The 19,846-nt window shown below is 57.3% G+C and carries 18 protein-coding genes; 6 read left to right on the top strand and 12 right to left on the bottom strand.

The annotated features are described in order from the left end of the window. Window positions 1-3: 3 nt before the first annotated feature. From ACSIPU_RS01215 to ACSIPU_RS01195, 5 genes are read left to right on the top strand one after another with little or no spacing between them, the layout of a single operon-like run. Window positions 4-948, top strand: coding sequence for an ABC transporter permease (locus tag ACSIPU_RS01215; RefSeq protein WP_017145923.1), 945 nt, complete (start codon window positions 4-6; stop codon window positions 946-948). Further along, window positions 945-1,796, top strand: coding sequence for an ABC transporter permease (locus tag ACSIPU_RS01210; RefSeq protein WP_004101938.1), 852 nt, complete (start codon window positions 945-947; stop codon window positions 1,794-1,796). The genes ACSIPU_RS01215 and ACSIPU_RS01210 overlap by 4 nt, the downstream gene beginning before the upstream one ends. Further along, the gene (locus ACSIPU_RS01205) at window positions 1,793-3,397 is read left to right on the top strand and encodes a dipeptide ABC transporter ATP-binding protein (RefSeq protein WP_049101486.1); all 1,605 of its coding nucleotides are present in this window, start codon (window positions 1,793-1,795) and stop codon (window positions 3,395-3,397) included. Before ACSIPU_RS01210 ends, ACSIPU_RS01205 begins: the two co-directional genes overlap by 4 nt. After that, window positions 3,394-4,383, top strand: coding sequence for a putative FMN-dependent luciferase-like monooxygenase (locus ACSIPU_RS01200; RefSeq protein ID WP_196557587.1), 990 nt, complete (start codon window positions 3,394-3,396; stop codon window positions 4,381-4,383). Before ACSIPU_RS01205 ends, ACSIPU_RS01200 begins: the two co-directional genes overlap by 4 nt. Window positions 4,384-4,392: 9 nt before the next feature. Continuing rightward, window positions 4,393-5,484, top strand: coding sequence for an alkylhydroperoxidase domain protein (locus ACSIPU_RS01195; RefSeq protein ID WP_017145925.1), 1,092 nt, complete (start codon window positions 4,393-4,395; stop codon window positions 5,482-5,484). A 16-nt stretch (window positions 5,485-5,500) separates the two neighbouring features. Here the strand turns inward: ACSIPU_RS01195 and araJ are convergent, their stop codons facing one another. The 5 genes from araJ to fdnG form a co-directional block, all read right to left on the bottom strand. Then, complete coding sequence (gene araJ / locus ACSIPU_RS01190; RefSeq protein ID WP_004112882.1) at window positions 5,501-6,652, bottom strand: MFS transporter AraJ; 1,152 nt, start codon at window positions 6,650-6,652, stop codon at window positions 5,501-5,503. Window positions 6,653-7,037: 385 nt separating this feature from the next. Continuing rightward, window positions 7,038-7,379, bottom strand: a complete 342-nt coding sequence (locus tag ACSIPU_RS01185) for a hypothetical protein (RefSeq protein WP_004112879.1) — start codon at window positions 7,377-7,379, stop codon at window positions 7,038-7,040. Window positions 7,380-7,768: 389 nt separating this feature from the next. Next, entirely contained in the window at window positions 7,769-8,425 is a 657-nt protein-coding gene (fdnI, locus tag ACSIPU_RS01180) for a formate dehydrogenase-N subunit gamma (protein ID WP_004101923.1), read from the bottom strand. Then, complete coding sequence (gene fdxH, locus ACSIPU_RS01175) at window positions 8,418-9,302, bottom strand: formate dehydrogenase subunit beta (protein ID WP_017145927.1); 885 nt, start codon at window positions 9,300-9,302, stop codon at window positions 8,418-8,420. The genes fdnI and fdxH overlap by 8 nt, the downstream gene beginning before the upstream one ends. 11 nt (window positions 9,303-9,313) lie before the next feature. Beyond that, the gene (gene fdnG / locus ACSIPU_RS01170; RefSeq protein WP_148673694.1) at window positions 9,314-12,361 is read right to left on the bottom strand and encodes a formate dehydrogenase-N subunit alpha; all 3,048 of its coding nucleotides are present in this window, start codon (window positions 12,359-12,361) and stop codon (window positions 9,314-9,316) included. 226 nt (window positions 12,362-12,587) lie between these two features. On the opposite strand from fdnG, the gene yddG reads away from it, so the two are divergent. Further along, window positions 12,588-13,466, top strand: coding sequence for an aromatic amino acid DMT transporter YddG (yddG, locus tag ACSIPU_RS01165; RefSeq protein WP_004101917.1), 879 nt, complete (start codon window positions 12,588-12,590; stop codon window positions 13,464-13,466). Here yddG and benD read toward each other — a convergent pair. The 7 genes from benD to ACSIPU_RS01130 all read right to left on the bottom strand — a co-directional run bounded on the left by benD (window position 13,463) and on the right by ACSIPU_RS01130 (window position 19,707). Beyond that, window positions 13,463-14,236 (bottom strand): benzoate diol dehydrogenase BenD, encoded by a 774-nt coding sequence (benD, locus tag ACSIPU_RS01160; RefSeq protein ID WP_004101916.1) that lies wholly within the window; start codon window positions 14,234-14,236, stop codon window positions 13,463-13,465. The two genes, yddG and benD, sit on opposite strands and share 4 nt — an antisense overlap. A 9-nt stretch (window positions 14,237-14,245) precedes the next feature. After that, a complete protein-coding gene (gene benC, locus ACSIPU_RS01155) occupies window positions 14,246-15,262 on the bottom strand; it encodes a benzoate 1,2-dioxygenase electron transfer component BenC (RefSeq protein ID WP_435321506.1) in 1,017 nt (338 codons plus the stop codon). 9 nt (window positions 15,263-15,271) lie between these two features. Next, window positions 15,272-15,757: a benzoate 1,2-dioxygenase small subunit gene (gene benB / locus ACSIPU_RS01150; protein ID WP_023320913.1), complete on the bottom strand. Its 486-nt coding sequence runs from the start codon at window positions 15,755-15,757 to the stop codon at window positions 15,272-15,274. Next, window positions 15,757-17,139 carry a Rieske 2Fe-2S domain-containing protein gene (locus tag ACSIPU_RS01145; protein ID WP_023320912.1) on the bottom strand — a complete coding sequence of 461 codons (1,383 nt, stop codon included), beginning with the start codon at window positions 17,137-17,139 and terminating at the stop codon, window positions 15,757-15,759. Before ACSIPU_RS01145 ends, benB begins: the two co-directional genes overlap by 1 nt. A gap of 102 nt (window positions 17,140-17,241) precedes the next feature. Continuing rightward, window positions 17,242-18,168: a catechol 1,2-dioxygenase gene (catA, locus tag ACSIPU_RS01140; RefSeq protein WP_004101912.1), complete on the bottom strand. Its 927-nt coding sequence runs from the start codon at window positions 18,166-18,168 to the stop codon at window positions 17,242-17,244. A gap of 69 nt (window positions 18,169-18,237) precedes the next feature. Then, window positions 18,238-18,528 carry a muconolactone Delta-isomerase gene (catC, locus tag ACSIPU_RS01135; protein WP_004101911.1) on the bottom strand — a complete coding sequence of 97 codons (291 nt, stop codon included), beginning with the start codon at window positions 18,526-18,528 and terminating at the stop codon, window positions 18,238-18,240. A gap of 12 nt (window positions 18,529-18,540) precedes the next feature. Continuing rightward, the gene (locus ACSIPU_RS01130) at window positions 18,541-19,707 is read right to left on the bottom strand and encodes a muconate cycloisomerase family protein (protein ID WP_162680301.1); all 1,167 of its coding nucleotides are present in this window, start codon (window positions 19,705-19,707) and stop codon (window positions 18,541-18,543) included. Between the last annotated feature and the right edge of the window lie 139 nt (window positions 19,708-19,846).

The following is a 19,846-nucleotide window of genomic DNA, read 5'->3' as shown; positions in this document are numbered from 1 at the left end:
GCGATGAGCCATTATCTTCTGCGGCGAACCGGCCAGGGTTTACTGGTGCTATGGGCGGCATTTACCCTCTCCTTCATCCTGTTACAGGTGCTGCCCGGCGATGCGGTACTGATCAAGTTTCAGAATCCGGATCTGGGGCTCAGCCCTGAGCAGATCGCCGAAATGCGCCTCGCCTGGGGGGCCGATAGCCCGGTGTGGAAGCAGTATCTCCACACCCTCTTCGCCATGCTGCGCGGGGATTTTGGTTATTCGCTGCAGGCCGGACTGCCGGTGAGCGCGCTGATCGCCAGCAATCTGCCGCAGACACTAAGCCTCGCGCTCCCCGCCTTTGCGCTGGCGGTGGCGCTGGCTTTTACCCTCGCCTTCGCCTCACGGCTGCCGGGTCTGCGCTGGCTAAGCAATACGCTGCAATCGCTGCCGGTGCTGTTTATCTCCCTGCCGACGTTCTGGCTCGCTATCGCCCTGATACAGCTTTTCTCCTTTCAGCTGCACTGGATACCGGTGATCAATCCGGGACCGATTGAGGGACTCATTCTGCCCGTCGTCGCCGTCGCGGTACCGATTTCCGCTCCGCTGGCGCAAATTCTGATGCGCAGTCTGGATCAGGTCGCCGCGCTGCCGTTTGTGGCCGTTGCTCGTGCTAAAGGCATGAGCGAGACCGGCGTGCTGTGGCGGCACGTTACCGGCAATGCCCTGCTACCGGTGCTCAATATGGCCGGGCTGCTGCTCGGGGAACTGATCGCCGGAGCCCTGATTACCGAAACCGTGTTTGGCCGCGGCGGGCTGGGTCTGCTGACGCAGCAGGCGGTCAATAATCAGGATATCGCGGTACTGCAGGCGGTGGTGATGATCTCAGCCCTTGGTTTTGTCCTGATTAATCTGCTGGTCGACCTGCTGATGCCGCTGCTCGACCCGCGCCTGAAAACCGCTGAGGGAGGTACGCTATGAGTCTGGTTGATTACGCAATCGCCGCCCGCCGCCGCTCGCCAGACTGGCGCACGCTACGCTTCCAGCCCGGCCTGCTGCTGGCCTGGGCGATTATGATCGTTGCTGCGCTAATGGCCGTTGTCCCGCAGCTGTTTACCGCTTATAACCCGTTGGAAGGTTTCCCCGGCGCCCAGCGCCTGGCCCCCCAGGCGGGTCACTGGCTGGGCACCGACCAGCTTGGTCGCGATCTGTGGAGTCGAATCGTCTACGGCGCTGCCCATTCGCTCTCCGCTGCGCTGGCGGCAGTGGCGATTGGCCTGATCATCGGAACCGCGCTGGGTACGCTGGCCGGCGCGCTGGCGGGACGCGTGGAGTCGATCGTCATGCGGCTGGTCGACGTACTGCTGGCGATTCCATCCCTGTTGCTGTCCCTGACGGTCATTATTCTGCTCGGCTTCGGCACCCTCAACGCCGCCGTCGCGGTCGGGGTGGCGGCAATAGCCAGCTTTGCCCGCCTGGCGCGCGCGGAAGTCGTACGCGTACGGCGCAGCGATTACGTCGAAGCGGCCTACGGCAGCGGCGGCACCTTTTTTGCCGTCTTCTGGCGGCATATTTTACCCAATTCGCTCACCGCGGTACTGGCCTTCGCCACGCTCCAGTTCGGCCAGGCCGTTCTGGCGCTCTCAACCCTGAGTTTTCTCGGCTACGGCACGCCGCCGCCGGTACCAGAGTGGGGATTACTGATCGCCGAAGGCCGTAACTACCTCTCCACCGCCTGGTGGCTAACGACCCTTCCCGGTATGGCGGTGATTGCGGTCGTGCTTGCCGCCAATCGTATTAGCCGTCAATTTAGCGGAGAACGCCGATGAATGTTTTAACCGTAGAAAACCTACGCATCAGCTATCGTTCGCAGAGTGAATGGCGTGAAGTCGTGCATAACGTCAGTTTTCAGGTAAAACGCGGCGAAATGCTGGCGTTCGTCGGCGAATCCGGCTCGGGCAAAACCACTACCGCCCAGGCGATAATGGGTCTGCTGGCGGAGAATGCCCGGCGCGACAGCGGGCGCATCAGTATTAACGGTGAAGACATTAGCGGCTGGTCAGGTAAACGCCTCGACGGCCTGCGCGGCGCGCGAATTAGCCTGGTGCCCCAGGATCCAGGCAACTCCCTCAATCCGGTGAAAACCATCGGCGCGCAGGTAGGTGAAATTCTGCGCCTCCATCAGAAACGCAGCGCCGCGGAACGTAAAACGCAGGTACTGGCGCTGCTGGCGAAGGTTGGACTGAGCCACCCGGAGCAGCGCTTCGATCAATATCCGCACCAGCTTTCAGGCGGCATGAAGCAACGAGTGCTGATTGCCATCGCCATCGCTCTGAAACCGGATTTAATCATTGCTGATGAGCCAACCAGCGCCCTTGACGTGACGGTACAGAAGCGGATCCTCGATCTGCTGGATACCCTGCGCCGGGAGTCCGGCACGGCGGTGCTGTTCGTCACTCACGATCTGGCGCTGGCAGCCGAACGTGCCGACCGCCTGCTGGTCTTTCGTCATGGCGAAATTCAGGAGCAAGGCGCGACCCGCGATGTGGTACGGACGCCGCAGCATGCCTATACTCGCCAGCTGCTCAGCGATCTTCACGGCCCGGCGCTGACCATGGCTCCCGCCGGCGGTCGCGTACTGGCTACGCCGGCGATTCGCGTCGACGACATCAGCAAGCGCTTCTCATTAGGCCGGGCGCATTTGCAGGCGCTGGACGCCGTGAGTTTTGAGGTTAAGCGCGGCTGCACGCACGCGCTGGTTGGTGAGTCCGGTTCCGGCAAAACGACACTTGCGCGGATCCTGCTGGGATTCGAAAAGGCGGATAGCGGCCAGATTGCCATCGATGGTATTGATGCCGGGCATCTCAGTCGGGAGGCGCTCCGCCAGCTACGGCGTAAAATTCAGTTTGTCTATCAGAACCCCTTTGCCTCTCTTGACCCACGGCAAACGCTGTTTGAAATCATTGAAGAGCCGTTAAAGAACTTCGACCGCTTCAGCGCCGGAATACGACGCCAGCGCGTCGAAACGGTCGCCGCTCGCGTGGCGCTCGCTCCGGAGCTGCTGTCGCGAACCGCCCGTGAACTCTCCGGCGGACAGCGGCAGCGGGTGGCTATCGCCCGCGCCCTAATCCTTGAACCGACGATCCTTGTCCTCGATGAAGCGACTTCGGCGCTGGACGTTACCGTCCAGGCGCAAATTCTCGCCTTGCTGCAGCAGCTGCAGCAACAGCTGGGATTGACCTATCTGTTTATCACCCACGATTTGGCGACGGTTCGCCGTATCGCCCACAGCGTGACGGTACTGCGGGCGGGCCAGGTTATTGAACATGGCGATGTCGGCCGACTGTTCAGCGCTCCGCAGCATGAGTATACCCGCGAGCTTATTGCCGCTATTCCCCACTTTTCCCCCTCGAACAAGGAGGTCGCATGACGCGTAAACGACTGGGTTTTTTCACTCGCCTGCTGGACCACGTCGCGCCAGGTGAGCGCTATCGGCTGGCTACCGAACAAATTCGCCACGCCGAACGACTGGGTTTTGACAGCGCCTGGGTCGCTCAGCACCATTTTCATGAGCACGAAGGCGGCCTGCCGTCGCCGCTGGTCTTTCTCGCCCACGCGGCAGCGCATACGGAGCGCATTCGCCTGGGAACCGCCATTATCACCCTGCCGATGGAAAACCCGCTGCGGGTTGCCGAGGATGCGGCGGTGCTGGATCTGCTCGCCGATGGACGACTGGAGGTGGGCTTCGGATCTGGCGGCACGCCGAACTCGTTTTTACCCTTTGGATTGACCATCGACCAGCGCAGCGCAGTCTTTGCCGAACACCTGCATCTGATTCAAAGCGCCTGGCGCGGAGATTCACTTTCGCATCCGGATAATCATCTTTATCCCCAGGCACCGCAGTTGGCGGAGCGTATCTGGATTGCCACTTTTTCCGTTGAAGGCGCGGTGCGCGCGGCTCAGGCCGGACACGGCCTGATGCTTTCGCGTACCCAGCCGCGTCCTTCAGGGCAGCCCACGCTGCCGCTGGACGCTATCCAGAATCCGATTATTGACGCCTATCTCGCCGCGCTGCCGCCGGGCGTCGAGCCACGGATCCTCGCCTCGCGGACGGCCTTTGTCGCCGATAGCCAGCAGTATGCGCTGCAGGTCGCAGAACCCGGTCTGCGTCAGCAGGCGGCCCAGCATCGCGCCTCAGGTCATCACATTATTGGTGACACTGTCACAGATTTTTTACCGCAGCTTGACGCGCACGTTGGCGACCCGCAGCACGTCGCCGCTTCGCTGGGGCGCGATAGCGTCCTGCGGCGGGTAACCGATATTTCGTTCCAGGTGCACTCCGTTGAACCCTCGCACCGCGACACGCTTCGTTCCATTGAGCTGATCGCTCAGCATATTGCCCCGCAGATACGATAAGGAGTCACCATGACGCTCAGTCAGGATATATTGGCCGAACTGGCAGAAATTGCCCCCGATTCCGCCTTAGCGGCGGCGAGAGCCGTGCGCGAGGCGGCCACCCATCATGCTCAGGGAAGCTATGAAGCGCTGTTCGGTCAGCAGGATAACGACTTTCCGCTCGACGAACGTTTTGCCGTTGCCGCCAGGGTAGCGAAGCTGCATGAGAGCGATGCGCTGGCCGCCCACTATGCCGGGTTTGGGATTGCCGATCCGACCTCGCCGCGGCTGGTTCCGGCGCAGGCCTTTGCCCGGCTGTTGACCTTCGCGCCGGTAGAAGCCACGCCTTCGGCTCTGGAGGCATTAACCCGCGCCGGATGGAGCCCGCGCGCTATCGTGACGCTGGCCCAGCTGATTGCGTTTGTCAGCTTCCAGAGTCGTCTGTTGAACGGTCTACGCCTGCTCAACGGTAAAAGCGCCCCGGTTGCCGGGACCCCGGTCGTAGCCGGATTCTGGCATACCTCACCGCAAACCCTCAGCGGTAAACGCGCGCCGGTGCGCTTCACCCGCGATGAACTGCACTGGGAACCCTGGCTGGCGGCTAAACCGCTGGCGGAATTTACCCCGGATGAGCAGGCGCTGCTGGCGAAATTCGGCCACAGCGACTCGCCCTACTTCCGCCTGCTGGCGCGCAACCAGCCGGTGCTGGAGCAGCGTACGTTAACCGATAAAGGGATTTTTTATACTCCCGGCGGCCTGCCGCGTGCCGAACGCGAGCTGGCGGCGACGGTAGCGAGTAAAATCAACGGTTGTATTTATTGCGCCTCGGTGCATGCTCGCAAGGCCGCGCAGTTAGCGAAAGATGAAACGGCGGTAGAGACCCTGCTGGCGGTGACCCCGGGAGAGAAGCTGAGCGATGGGCAGACGCCGCGCTGGCAGGCGCTCATTGATTTTGCCGCAGCGATTTCCGTTACCCCTCCCGCCCTGGCCGCGAGCCACCTTGCGGCCGTCGAACAGCAACAGCTGGATACCCTCGCCCAACTGGATCTGCTGCAATCGGCAGCCTTCTTCGCCTGGGCCAACCGGTTAATGCTGACCCTCGGGGAGCCGTGGCAGGATTAGCCGCCTGCGGATTTCGTCAGACAGAACGCTGCTGATAGCGGGCATAAATCAGCAGTGAACTGAGCGCAAGAAACGAAAGCAGCGCGGCCGGTAAGGCAACAGAACGCCAGCCAAGGCCGGCCGTAATCATCATCCCGCCGAACAGCGCCCCGATGGCGCTACCAAGATTAAAGGCGATCTGGCCGCCCGCCGCGCCCAGCATCTCGCCGCCTTTGGCATTTTGCAGCAGCATGATTTGCAGCGGCGCCGACAGGGCAAACAGCGCCGCGCAGCAGATAAACGCCAGGGTTAGTGAGGCGGTTTTATTCTCACCCAGCAGGAACAGGAGTAATAAGGTCAAAACGATAACGCCATCCGTCACGGCGGCAATACGTAACGGACTGTAGCGTGCGGAAACTTTACCGCTAAATAAATTCCCCAGAACCATCCCCAGACCCACCAGCATCATAATCATTATGATGGCGCTTTCACCGAAGCCGGAGACGTTGATCATAAACGGCTTAATATAGCTAAACCACGCGAAGACGCCGGCATTGCCGAACAGGGTGGCGGCAAAAATTAACCACGGCGCAGGCGAGGTTAAAAAATGAAATTGCGAGCGCAAGCGCGTGGTTGATTTATCAAATAACGTCGGCACCCACCAGGCGATGGACACCAGCACCGCGACGTCAAAGACCGCAATCGCCAGGAAGGTATAGCGCCAGCTGAACTGATGGCCAAGCCAGGTTCCTCCCGGTACCCCCAGCAGGTTGGCGACGGTCATCCCAGCGATCATCCCCGCCACCGCTGCGGTAACCTTGCCTGGCGGCGCAATTTTCGACAGAATGATCGCGCCCACGCCAAAGAATGCGCCGTGCGGAAACCCGGAGATGAGGCGCCCCAGCGCCAGCATCGAGTAGCTGGAAGAGAACGTGAAGATGGCGTTGCCGATAATGCATAGCGCTACGAGAAACAGCATCACTGATTTTAGTGAAAAGCGGCTGGAGAATATCGCCATCACCGGCGCGCCGATCACGACGCCGGACGCATAATATGAAATCATGTTGCCTGCGGCAGGAATGGATATGCCGACATCACGGGCAATTTCAGGTAATACCCCCATGATGCCAAATTCCGCCATTCCGAGACCAAAAGTGCCAAGCGCTAACGAAAAAATAGTCTTTTTCATACATCTAATCACTTGTTATGGATTTTACCGGTCGCATTATTATGCATTCTCTGGCGGTAAACCAGTTTAAAACCTTCCGTAACCTGTTTATCCATAAAACAGCGTGATTACTTCATATCCAACGTTCATAAAAACAGCAATCATTAAATCCTGAATTGGCTTAATACCCAATGGGCAACCAATATAACAATGACAACGGCAGGCGTGAACCAAACGTCAAAATCGAAAGCCCTGTAAATAAGCCCTGTAAGTACTATTGCGCAGATTAATATTACGTGAGTGCAAATGCCGTCATAAATATCCTTTAAAAAATAGCGAAGCATGGCTTTCATGATTTTATTGCCTCGGGCAGTCAGTCGCCGTTAACGCTTCATCCGCGAGTGAATTAGTGAACCTGCTGATGTTTGATCTTTTTCATCACCTTTGCTGCTTTGTATACCTCACTTAGCGGAGCGAAGTGATGCGATACCCCACAGGCGACGACCAGCGGTAGCGCGAAAATAATGAGTTGCGCAGGATGCCAGGTCCCTTCATGGACCGCTTTCAGGATGCCGATCCCGATAATTAAAAGAACGAATACATGGACAAATATTGCCCTGGGCAAGCGCGATGCCGCTTCGTCAACGGCACAGTATAAAAGCGTCTTATATCTCGCCGTTAACTTGTCGATCTGCTTATCTGTAAAGCCACTTTCATGCATGATTTTTATTAATTTAGCATCTTCCATTTTTTACTCAAATATAACCCGGACTTCCTTGAACCGTATACAGCTTACTCTTTATCGCTGCGTAAAGACAACCCACAATATTAATTTCAGTGATTTTCTTTTCTGTGGAAGCCGCCGCGCAAAATACGCAAGGATCCGCCTAAACGATAGCGTTTTTATAGAGACAACGAATAATGACGTTAATAGCGCTACGTTGAAACAGCGACCCAACTGGCTTAATGGGAAAAAGGAAAATATCTGTCGTCAGAAAAAGAGAGACCGTCAGATCGCGCGCCCGGACATAAATAAATGAGACAATTTTTCACCGCTGTCAGAGGTGAGCTAATTGATGCCCCTGAGGATATTAACCCCCGTTCCGGCATTAACCGGAACGGGTAATACGTTAAGGCTTACTTCAGCCCTTCGCGATTTTCCCTTTTCGCTTCCAGGCGCTCCACGTCGCGATACCAGCGCGGATGATGCTTCTTCGCCCAGCGGCGGCTCACCTTCCCTTCAATCATGCCTTTAATCGATCCTTTAACCCAGAATGCCATATACATATGGATCAGAATCGCATGGATAAGAATAATGGCCGACGTTGCGTGAATCAGCAGACTATAGCGAATAACCTGAATCGGGAAATAGTGGGCAAAATAAGGCCGCCAGATAATCACCCCGGTGACCAGCAGCACAAATATCATGCTCATGATCGTCCAGAACATCATTTTCTGGCCAGCGTTGTATTTCCCTACCCGCGCCACTTTATGCTCATTGCCCTTAAGCACCTCGATAATCCCTTTCAGCCAGGGAATATCCTGTTTGTCGGGAATATTATGGTGGACAAAGCGCACGAACATAAACATCAGGGCCACGAAAATCAGAACCCCGAAGAACGGATGCAGAATACGCCCCATCTGCGGGGTACCGAAGGTTTCGGTCAGCCACTGCAGCGTCGGGAAGAAAAACGAGATCCCCGACAGCGCCACCAGGAAAAAGCAGATGACCACCGTCCAGTGACAGGCGCGGTCAATAAACTTCGTGCGCACAATCATTTTCGATTTACTCATCATGCTCCTCCTCATCGTCATCCGCTTCCTTGTTCGGCCCAATCCCGATGTAGTGATAGATCAGCCCGGCAAAAGTGGCGATAAAGCCAACGGCGGAGAGCGGTTTCAGCGCGCCTTTCCACAGATTTATCGAGGTATCTATCTGCGGATCCTTCGGCAGGTTATGGTACAGCTCCGGCTGGTCCGCATGATGCAGCACGTACATCACGTGGGTGCCGCCGACGCCAGGCGGGTTATACACCCCGGCATGGGAATAGCCGCGTTTCTTCAGTTTTTCCACACGCTCGTTGGCCACTTCCAGCATCTCTTGCTTGCTGCCGAAGTGAATCGCGCCGGTTGGGCAGGTTTTCACGCAGGCCGGTTCCTGGCCAACGCTGACCCGATCGACGCACAGCGTGCACTTATAGACCCGGTTGTCCTCTTTATTGAGGCGCGGGACGTTAAAAGGGCATCCGGCAATGCAGTAACCGCAGCCGATGCAGTTTTCCTGCTGAAAGTCGACGATGCCGTTTGCGTACTGAATAATCGCTCCGGCGGACGGGCACGCCTTCAGGCAGCCCGGATCCTCACAGTGCATACAGCCGTCTTTGCGAATCAGCCACTCCAGCTTGCCGTTCTGCTCGGTTTCGCTAAAGCGCATTACCGTCCAGGATTTGGCGCTCAGATCGGCGGGATTGTCGTAAACCCCGACGCAGTGCCCGACTTCATCGCGGATATCGTTCCACTCGGAACAGGCCACCTGGCAGGCTTTGCAGCCTACGCAGGAGGAGACATCAATCAGCTTTGCCACTTCCGCCTTAAAATCCCGCGCGCGCGGCGCGGGGGTGATCGGATTGGTGGCGGAGCGTTTAATGATGTCCTGGGTTTCCATCGCCATTGCTTCGCTCCTTACGCTTTCTCGATGTTGACCAGAAACGCCTTATACTCCGGCGTCTGCGAGTTGGAATCCCCGACGTTCGGCGTCAGGGTATTGGCGATGTAACCTTTGCGGGCCACTCCTTCAAAACCCCAGTGCAGCGGAATACCGACGGTTTCCACCTGCTGACCGTTGACGTTGAGCGTTTGCAGACGACGCGTCACCACCGCCACCGCGCGAATAAAGCCGCGCATGCTGCTGACCGTCACCCGATCGCCATTGGCGATCCCTTTCGCTTTCGCCAGGCCTTCGCTGATTTCGACAAACTGCTCCGGCTGCGCAATCGCATTGAGCCGCGCATGCTTGGTCCAGGTATGAAAATGCTCGGTCAGACGATAGGTGGTGCCGACGTACGGGAATTTGTCCTTCTTACCTAAACGCAGGGCATCTTCTTCATACAGGCGTACCACCGGGCTGGAGACCACGCTCGGGTGCAGCGGATTGGTACCAAGCGGCGTTTCCATCGGTTCGTAGTGTTCCGGGAACGGACCTTCCGCCAGCTTATTCAGGGCAAACAGACGCCCCAGACCTTCCGGCTGCATAATAAACGGCCCGGTTTTGCTGCCCGGCGGCGCGGTATTGAAGTCCGGAATATCGTTGCCAACCCACTTGCTGCCGTTCCACTGGATCAGCATTCGCTTCGCATCCCACGGCTTGCCGTTCATATCCGCCGACGCGCGGTTGTACAGCACGCGCCGGTTGAGCGGCCACGCCCATGCCCAGCCGAGCGTATTGCCAAGACCTGACGGGTCGGCGTTATCGCGGTTGGCCATCTGATTGCCCTGCTCGGTCCAGCTGCCGGTATAGATCCAACAAGACGACGCGGTGGTACCGTCATCGCGCAGCAGCGCGAAGCTGTTCAACAGCTGGCCTTTCTTCGCCAGCGGCGCGCCGTTAGCGTCGTAGAGATCCGCCAGCGCGTAGCCGTTGTTCTCTTTCGCGACCTCTTCTGATTCCGGACGATCCGGCTGCTTGTAGTGCCACCCCATCTTCAGCAGCGGCTCGACGCCTTTGCCGCCCTCGGTGCGATACATCTCGCGCAGGCGGTGGTAAATCCCGGCCAGAATTTCGCCGTCGTTGCGCGCTTCGCCCGGCGCATCCTGGCCCTTCCAGTGCCACTGTAGCCAGCGCCCGGAGTTGGCGATGGAACCATCCTCTTCGGCAAAGCAGGTGGACGGCAGGCGGAAGACCTCGGTCTGAATCGCTGCCGGGTCAACATCGTTCGACTCGCCGTGGTTTTGCCAGAAGGTCGAGGTTTCGGTCACCAGCGGGTCGATAACCACCATGTACTTCAGCTTGCTCAGGCTGCGGACCACCTTGTTTTTGTCCGGGAAGGACGCCACCGGATTGAATCCCTGGCAGATATAGCCCGTGACGTTGCCGTTATCCATCATATTGAAATACTTGATAACGTCATAAGCCTGGTCCCATTTCGGCAGCCAGTGGAAGCCCCAGTCGTTCTCTTTTTGCGCCGCGTCGCCGTAGAAAGATTTCATCAGGCTGACGAAGAACTTCGGGTAGTTGCTCCAGTAGTTCACCTGTTCGGGCAGCGTCGCCTTCGGCGTATTGGCAGCGAGATAGCTTTGCAGATCAACCTGCTGTTCCGACGGCAGCGTCAGGTAGCCCGGCAGGCTGGTCGAAAGCAGGCCTAAATCGGTTAACCCCTGGATATTGGAGTGGCCGCGCAGCGCGTTGACCCCGCCTCCCGCCATCCCCATATTGCCGAGCAGCAGTTGAATCATCGCCATGGTGCGGATGTTCTGCGCGCCGACGGTATGCTGCGTCCAGCCCAGCGCATAGAGGAAAGTGGTGGTCCGGTCCGTGGCGCTGGTTGAGGCCAGCACTTCGCACACTTTCAGGAAGTCCGCTTTTGGCGTACCGCAGATGTTCTCCACCACCTCCGGCGTATAGCGCGAAACGTGCTGCTTCAGCAGGTTCCATACGCAGCGCGGATGCTGCAGCGTTTCATCGCGCATCGCGAAGCCATTTTCGTCGAACTGATAGTTCCACGAAGACTTATCGTACTGACGCTTTTCGGCATCGTAGCCGCTGAACAGGCCATCTTCGAAGGCAAAATCGTCGCGCACCAGCAGGTTGGCGTTGGTATAGTGTTTAACGTACTCGGCATTGATTTTGTTATTTTCGATCAGGTACAGCAGCACGCCCGACAGGAAGGTAATGTCGGTACCGGAACGGATCGGCGCATAAATATCGGCCACCGACGCCGTACGCGTAAAGCGCGGGTCAACGACAATCAGCGTCGCATCATTGTTGTTTTTTGCCTCCATCGCCCAGCGGAATCCCACCGGATGGGCTTCGGCGGCGTTACCGCCCATCACCACCACGACATTGGCGTTTTTAATATCAACCCAGTGGTTGGTCATCGCACCGCGACCAAATGTTGGAGCAAGACTTGCTACCGTTGGTCCGTGTCAGACGCGCGCCTGGTTATCTACCGCCAGCATGCCGAGCGAGCGCACAAATTTTTGCGTTAGCATGCCGGTCTCATTGCTGGCCGCCGACGCGCACAGCATCCCGGTGGACAGCCAGCGGTTAACCGTCACGCCCTGCTCGTTTTTCTCAATAAAGTTGGCATCACGGTCGGCTTTCATCAATTTAGCGATACGGGTAAATGCTTCATCCCAGGAGATGCGCTGCCATTTATCCGAACCCGGCGCGCGGTATTGCGGATAGCGCAGACGGTTGTCGCTATGGACATAGTCCAGCAGCCCTGCGCCTTTCGGGCACAGCGCGCCGCGGCTCACCGGATGGTCCGGATCCCCTTCAATGTGATAAATCGCTTCTTTCGCGTTTTTCGCGCCGTCGCCCAGGCTATACATTAATAGCCCGCAGCCCACGGAGCAGTATGTGCAGGTGTTGCGGATCTCTTTGGCGCGCAGCAATTTGTAATTACGCGCCTGAGCCAGGGCCATTTTGGGCGCAAAACCCAATGCAGCGGCTGTTGTTCCGGCCATACCGCCTGCGCAGATTTTAAAAAACTTTCTGCGGCTGACGTCCATTGTTCCCCTCCATGCGGGATGTCTATTCATTGCGGGAGTGGAAATTAACAGCAATAACCCTGTTTTATTTGCGTCAAATCAATGTCCTGAACCCAGGCCCCCTTAATAGTCAGCCGCGCCGAATTTCATTACTCCATTAGGATTAAGCGCTGTGGAAAATATCCCCCGAGGGCGAAAAAAAAGTGTTATAAAAGCCGACTGCGTTTGAACCAACATCAGGTTAAATATGGAGAAGAAAAAAGCCACGCTAATTGGATTCGCCGCCATCGTCCTCTGGAGCACCATGGTCGGGCTGATTCGTGGCGTAAGCGAAGGGCTTGGTCCGGTAGGCGGCGCGGCGATGATCTACAGCCTGAGCGGCCTTTTGCTCATCTTTACCGTCGGTTTTCCGCAAATACGTCAGATCCCCCGCCCTTATTTGCTGGCAGGCAGCGTGCTGTTTGTCAGTTATGAAATATGCCTCGCGCTGTCGGTCGGGCTAGCCGGAACCCGCCAGCAGGCGATTGAAGTGGGCATGGTCAATTATCTGTGGCCCAGCCTGACGATTTTATTTGCCATTGTCTTTAACAATCAAAAAAGCAGCTGGCTGGTTATCCCGGGGTTATTGCTGGCTTTATTCGGCGTCACCTGGGTATTAGGCGGTGAGCATGGCCTGAACATTGACGAAATTATCAGCAACGTGGTTTCCAGCCCGCTGAGCTATATTCTGGCGTTCGTCGGCGCATTTATCTGGGCGGCCTACTGCACGGTCACCGCTAAATATGCACAAGGCAAAAACGGCATCACTCTGTTTGTTCTGCTTACCGCCCTGACCCTGTGGCTAAAGTTTCTGTTCAGCGAACAGCCGCCCATGGTCTTTAGCTGGCCGGTAATAGTCAAACTGATCGCGCTGTCCATTGCCCTGGGCCTGGGCTATGCGGCGTGGAACGTCGGCATCCTGCACGGCAACGTCAGCCTGTTAGCCGCCGCCTCCTACTTTACGCCGGTGCTCTCCTCCGCGCTGGCGGCGGTACTGCTCAGCGCCGCGCTCTCGTGGTCGTTCTGGCAGGGCGCCGGCATGGTGTGCGCCGGCTCCCTGCTCTGCTGGCAGGCGACCCGGCGCTAACCGAGGTCGCCGCCGGCGACCGGCAGCGTCACGCCGGTGATGTAGCTGGCCTCATCGCTGGCGAGAAACAGGATGGCATTGGCCTGTTCCGCCAGCGTACCGTAGCGATGCATCAGGCTACTCGCCACCGTCTGATCGACCACCTGCTGATACCACGTCTGCTCCTGCGCCGACGGCAGCTCCTCATTCCGCGGCGTCCGGCGCGCAGGCGCCTCGGTGCCCCCCGGCGCCACGGCGTTAATGCGGATCCCGTTTGCGCTATATTCCAGGGCTAGCGAACGGGTCAACGCATTAACGCCGCCTTTCGCTGCGGAATAAGGCACCCGGTTCACGCCCGCCGTTGCCACCGACGAAATATTAACGATACTGCCCTTGCCCTGCTTCAGCATCCACGGTAGCGCAGCCCGACAGCCCCACAGGGTCGGAAACAGCGAGCGGCGAATCTCCTTCTCTATCTGATCCGGCTGATATTCCGCAAACGGCCGCGCCCAGATGGTGCCGCCGACATTGTTAATCAATACATCCAGGTGGCCAAAATGGGCCACGCCGTTGGCGAATGCCCGCTCGGTACTTTCCCATTGTTCAAGATCGGCTTCCAGCGCCAGCGCCTGGCAACCGGCGGCGTTCAGCGCCGCCGCCAGTTCGTGAACATAGCGAGATCGGTCAATCAATAGCAGCCGCGCACCCTCACGCGCCGCTTGCTCTGCGGTCTGTCGGCCAATCCCCTGCGCGGCGCCGGTAATGGCCACGACTTTATGGTTAAATCGCATCGTTGCTCCTTATGCCGCCGCACTCTGGCTGGCGATGAATTTTTCATACCAGAACCCCGCCGGCGAAATGCCTCTCTCGCGCAGCGCCGTGGATACCGCATTGACCATCGGCGGTGGCCCGCACAGATAGATATCCACATCGCCATCGTTGAGTATTGCGTCATTAAGATGGTCGGTCACAAAACCGCGCTGCGGGCATTGGCTTTGCGCATCGGCAACCACCGGCAGCCAGCGATAAGCGGGAAGCTGGCCGGTAAATGCTTCAAGCGCATCAGTTTTCACCAGGTCTCTGTCGCGGGTCACACCATAGAGCAAGGTGACGGGCCGGGCGCTGCGTTGCATAGCCAGCGTTTGCAGTATCGAGAGCAGCGGCGCTAAGCCGGTGCCCCCCGCCAACAGCAACAGCGGACGCTCGCCGCTGCGCAGATAAAAGCTGCCCATCGGGCCGCTTAGCGTCAGACGATCGCCGGGACTGGCCCGCTGCGTCAGCCACTGACTCATCAAGCCGCCGGGCACGTTACGGATCAGAAAGCTCCCCTCACGCGAGCCCGGTAGAGAGCTAAACGAATAGGCGCGCACCTGCGGCGTGCCGGGAACCTGAATATTGATGTACTGACCCGCCAGGAAGTCCAGCGGCTCATCCAGCACGATCGCCAGCTCAATGGCGGTGTCAGAAAGGAGATTGACCGCTTTCACCGTCGCCCCCAGGCTTGCCAGCGCGGTCTTGCACTGGGCTGCCGCCGCCGGTACATCAATGACGCAATCGCTGGATGGCACCATCTGACAGGTCAGCACCAGGCGCTCTGCGGCTTCGTCTTCGCTGAGCGCCTCTTCAAGATACTCATCGCCCAAACCATATTCGCCGCTGACGCAGCGACACTTGCAGGTGCCGCAAACGCCGCCCGAACAATCCATCGGCAGATTAACCTGCTGACGATAGGCGGCATCGAGAACTTTCTCTCCGGCGTGACATTGAATAAAGCGGGTGATGCCGTCTTCAAAATTGAGAGCAATATTAAAGGTCATAAACGCCTCTTAAATGTGGTAAACGTCAATCACCTGACGGATGTAATCGTTATTCAGGCGCACGGTTTTACGGATAATCTGCGGTTTGCCGGCGTTCTCAATCAGCGTGCAGCAGGTAGAGCCAAACCAGGTATCCGTCTGCTGATAGCGATGGCAGTAGGTGACCCAGTTGTAGCGCACCTCCATCCCCTGTTCGGTTTCGCCAAGCAGCTCAACGTTGCCGATCATATGAGTGGTGCGCGGTTCCGGCGTGCTGGCCCCTGAGCGTTCCGTTTTGATGCGGTATACCCGGTCTTCGAGGCCATCGCGGTTCGGGTAGTAAATCAGCGAAATTTCGCGCTGAGGGTCGCGGGTAAGCTTGTCGTCATCCCCCCAGGCGGGCATCCAGTACACCACCTGTGGACTGTAGCAGTTCAGCCAATCATCCCACTGGCGATCGTCAAGCAGGCGGGCTTCGTAATAGAGAAACTGGCGAACCTGTTCGAGAGTCAGCATCAGACCACCTCCACGCGTTGCGTGATCGATTGCTCGTAGCGCTGCTGCTCTTTTTCCAGCGCCGCCAGCATCACGTTTTGCCAGTGATGATGGTGGGCGATATACAAAGCTTCATCTTCCGATTTCACCCCGCTTAGCTGCGGCCTGAAGCCCGCCTGAAGAGCGTGTTCGTCAGGGCCGTCGACCCAGTGCAGCGCCCCGCGGCTGAGGTCGCTCCATGCCAGATTCTCACCGAGATAGCCGCGCTGGCAGGCGCTGAACTCTTCCAGATCGTCAGGCGTTCCCATGCCGCTAACGTTGAAGAAATCCTCATACTGGCGAATACGCAGCGCCCTCGCATGGTCAGATTCGCCCTTCGGCGCGAAGCACCAGATGGTGACTTCGGTTTTATCCACCGCGATGGGGCGTATCACGCGGATCTGCGTCGAAAACTGATCCATCAGATAGACGTTTGGATAGAGGCACAGGTTGCGCGTTTCGTTGACCATCTGCTCGGCGCGGGACTGGCCGAATTCCGCCTGCAGCCGTTCACGATGTTCGTAGACCGGCCGCACTTCCGGGTTCAGCACCCGGGTCCACAACAGCATATGTCCATTGTCAAAGCCGTAACCGCCGCCGACGCTTTTCGACCAGCCGTTTGCGTCTACCGCATGCGTCCCTTCCGCTTCGTAGTTGCGGCGCGACATGGTGGAAGCGTAGTTCCAGTGGACCACGCTAACGTGATAGCCGTCAGCACCGTTTTCCGCCCCCAGCTTCCAGTTGCCTTCATAAACGTAGCTCGATGATCCGTTAAGCACCTCCAGCCCTTCCGGCGCCTGGTCAACGATCAGGTCGATAATTTTGCAGGTTTCGCCCAGGTACGCCTCCAGCGGCTGTACATCGGCATTCAGGCTGCCGAAAAGGAAGCCGCGATACGATTGAAACCTCGGCAGTTTCTTTAAATCGTGGGAGCCTTCATGCTTGAAAGTCTCCGGGTAACCGCCGGTACTTTCATCTTTGGCTTTTAAAAGCTTGCCGTTATTACTGAATGTCCAGCCGTGAAATGGACAGGTAAAGGAACTTTTATTACCGGTTTTACGGCGACACAGCATCGCCCCGCGGTGGGCGCAGCTGTTAATTAGCGCATGCAGTTCATTCTTTTTGTCGCGAGTTATTATTACCGGCTGGCGCCCAAGAGTCAGGGTGTAATAATCTCCAGGCTGCGCAATCTGGCTTTCATGAGCAAGGAACAACCAATTTCCTTCAAAAACATGCTTCATTTCAAAATCAAATAGCTGCGGATCGGTAAATATTGAGCGATGGCAGCGATAAATATGCTTTTCACGATCGACAATTAATGCATTGGTGATTTTATCTTTTAATGTGGTGAACATTTTTTGCATGAGTCGGCCCTCCTGCATAATTCAGGAATAGAAAACTGTGAGGTTGGGATTTCGCTTTATTCTCCGGCCACGACCTGGCCGGAGAAGAGAATTAACGCCGCGCTACTCCTGCGCGCGCAGGCGCGTACCGCGGTGTTCTTCATCGGCGTTAAGTGCTTTGCACAGGGTAAAATCAAAGCGCACTTCAGTATGTTCGCCTTCCAGCTCACGCTGCTGAATAAGCTCGCGGTCGCTGACTTTTACCGGATCGGCAATCAGGCCGTCGCGGGTGGCGAACGCGAAATCATCCCACAGGTATTTGTCGCCGTTGAGATTGATTTGGCTGGTCAAATGTTTATGACCCGGCGCGGAAACGAAGAAATGGATATGCGCCGGACGGTTACCGTGACGCCCCAACAGGTCAAGGAGTTTTTGCGTTGGCCCATCCGGCGGGCAACCGTAGCCGGATGGCATAATGCTGCGCACGCTATAGCAGCCATCGGCGCCGGTGCGAATGCGGCGGCGAAGATTATATTCACTCTGGCTTTGATCGAAGAAAGAGTAGTTCCCGAGGGTATTGGCATGCCAGATATCAACGATAGCGTTGGCTATCGGGTGGCCCTGGGTGTCGCGAACCTGGCCATAAAGCCACATCACCTCCCCCGCATCTTTACCATCATCCATGCGGGTATGCCCGTCTGCCAGCGGCGCATTCGCCACGTACAGCGGGCCTTCAATAGTACGAGGAGTGCCGGTTTCCCGCTGCGCTGCGGCATCAATAGCGTCCTGGCGCAGGTCGAGGAAGTGTTCAAGGCCGAGGCCCGCCGCCAGCAGTGCCGCTTCCTGGCGGCCGCCTAATTCATGCAGATAATTCACCGCATGCCAGAACTCTTCTTCAGTGACATTATAGTCATCAATCAGCGTGCAGATGTTTTCCAGCAGACGATGAACAATCGTTTTAAAACGTTCGTCGCCGCCGGTTGCATTTAAACCTGCACTTTCACGCAATAAATGTTGCACAGCATCTTGTTGTACGAATGCATTACTCATAATATTTCTCACTTATCGTTGTAGGATATTCGCCGAATAGTTTCGGCGCGAGGTTAGTTATTATTTTTATTAACGGTCGTCTTCGCGAATCGAGGAGGGATGACGACAGAGCGCCTCCACGCGAATTTGCATAAAGGGATATAACGGTAGAGCCATTAAAATTTGATGCAGCTCTTCAGCATCTTTTACATCGAAAATACTGACATTGGCGTAAAGTCCGGCGACGCGCCAGATATGTCGCCATTTACCTTCACGCTGAAGTTGTTGTGAATACTTTTTTTCTCGCTGCTTAATTTCCTCAATTTCGTCGGCAGGAAACCCCAGCGGAATATTCACGGTCATATCGACTTTAAATAGCATAAAAATCCTCCATTATCCTTTGCGGCTATAGAAGCGCAGTTTGTCTTCATCCAGTTCAGCGCCAAGACCCGGCGTTTGCGGTAGCGTCACTTCGCCTTCGGCGAACGTGAGCGGCACGCTGACAATATCGTCCTTCAGCAATAACGGGCCAAACATCTCGCTGCCCCACTGTAGGGGGAGCGTCGACCAGGCGTGCAGCGAGGCCAGGGTGCCAACGGTCCCCTCAAGCATCGTGCCGCCGTAAAGCCCAATTCCCGCCGCTTGCGCCACCTTCGCCAGCGCCAGCACGCTGTTTGGCCCGCCCGCTTTGGCAATCTTCAGCGCATAGGCCCCGCTGAATCCCTGCTGCGCCAGGCGATAGCCTTCGTAATGGGTCGCTACCGCTTCATCGGCCAGAATAGCCGTGCCGATGTGATGGCTGAGGCGCACCAGCGTAGTGTTATCCTGAGCGCTAACTGGCTGTTCAATCAAATCGACCCCCATCGCCGCCAGCTCGCGGCAGCCCTTTGCCGCGACGGTGGCTTCCCACGCCTGATTCACGTCGACGCGGATGCTGGCCCGATCGCCCAGGGCTTCAACAATCGCGCGGGTATGGCGCAGGTCAGTCGCCAGCTCGCGCGCGCCGATTTTTAGCTTAAAGGCCCGATGGCGACGCTCCGCGAGTAGCCTTTCCCCCTCGGCAATATCTTTCTCGGTGTCGCCGCTCGCCAGCGTCCAGAGAACCGGCAGCGAGGTCGTCAGCGCGCCGCCAAGCAGCGCGGAAACCGGCAGGCCAAGCGCCTTTCCCTGCGCGTCCAGCAGCGCGGTTTCGATCGCCGATTTGGCAAAGGTGTTGCCTTTAACCGCGCCGTTCATTCGCGCGGTCAGGGAATTGAGATTATCGGCAGGCTGGCCCTTCAGCAGCGGCATCAGGTAATGGTTAATTGCCGAAACGATAGCTTCCGGGCTCTCCACGCCGTAGCTCAATCCACCGATGGTGGTGGCTTCGCCAATACCGCAAATCCCGTCCGAACGGGTGATGCGGACGATCGCCAGCGTCTGACAGCCCATCGTGGTCATGGAGAGTTTGTGCGGTCGAATGGTCGGGATATCTACCAGCCAGCTTTCAATACGTTCAATGGTCGCGGTCATCTTTTTTTCCTGGTGATGAAATACATAACTTTTCATCCCCCTGTTCATAACGTGGGGTAACGATTCTGTTGACAATAGGTCTGTACGGTCGGGACGGTCAACGGCGATAATCGAAATGTTGTGCGATTATCGACGCGGTTGTTAAATTGGGGTTAATAATGTGATCGACATGGTAAAAACAGCACAA

It is taken from the genome of Klebsiella sp. HN106 (genome assembly GCF_051209435.1).
Taxonomy (GTDB): domain Bacteria; phylum Pseudomonadota; class Gammaproteobacteria; order Enterobacterales; family Enterobacteriaceae; genus Klebsiella; species Klebsiella oxytoca.
This window is presented reverse-complemented; position numbering and strand designations above follow the sequence as displayed.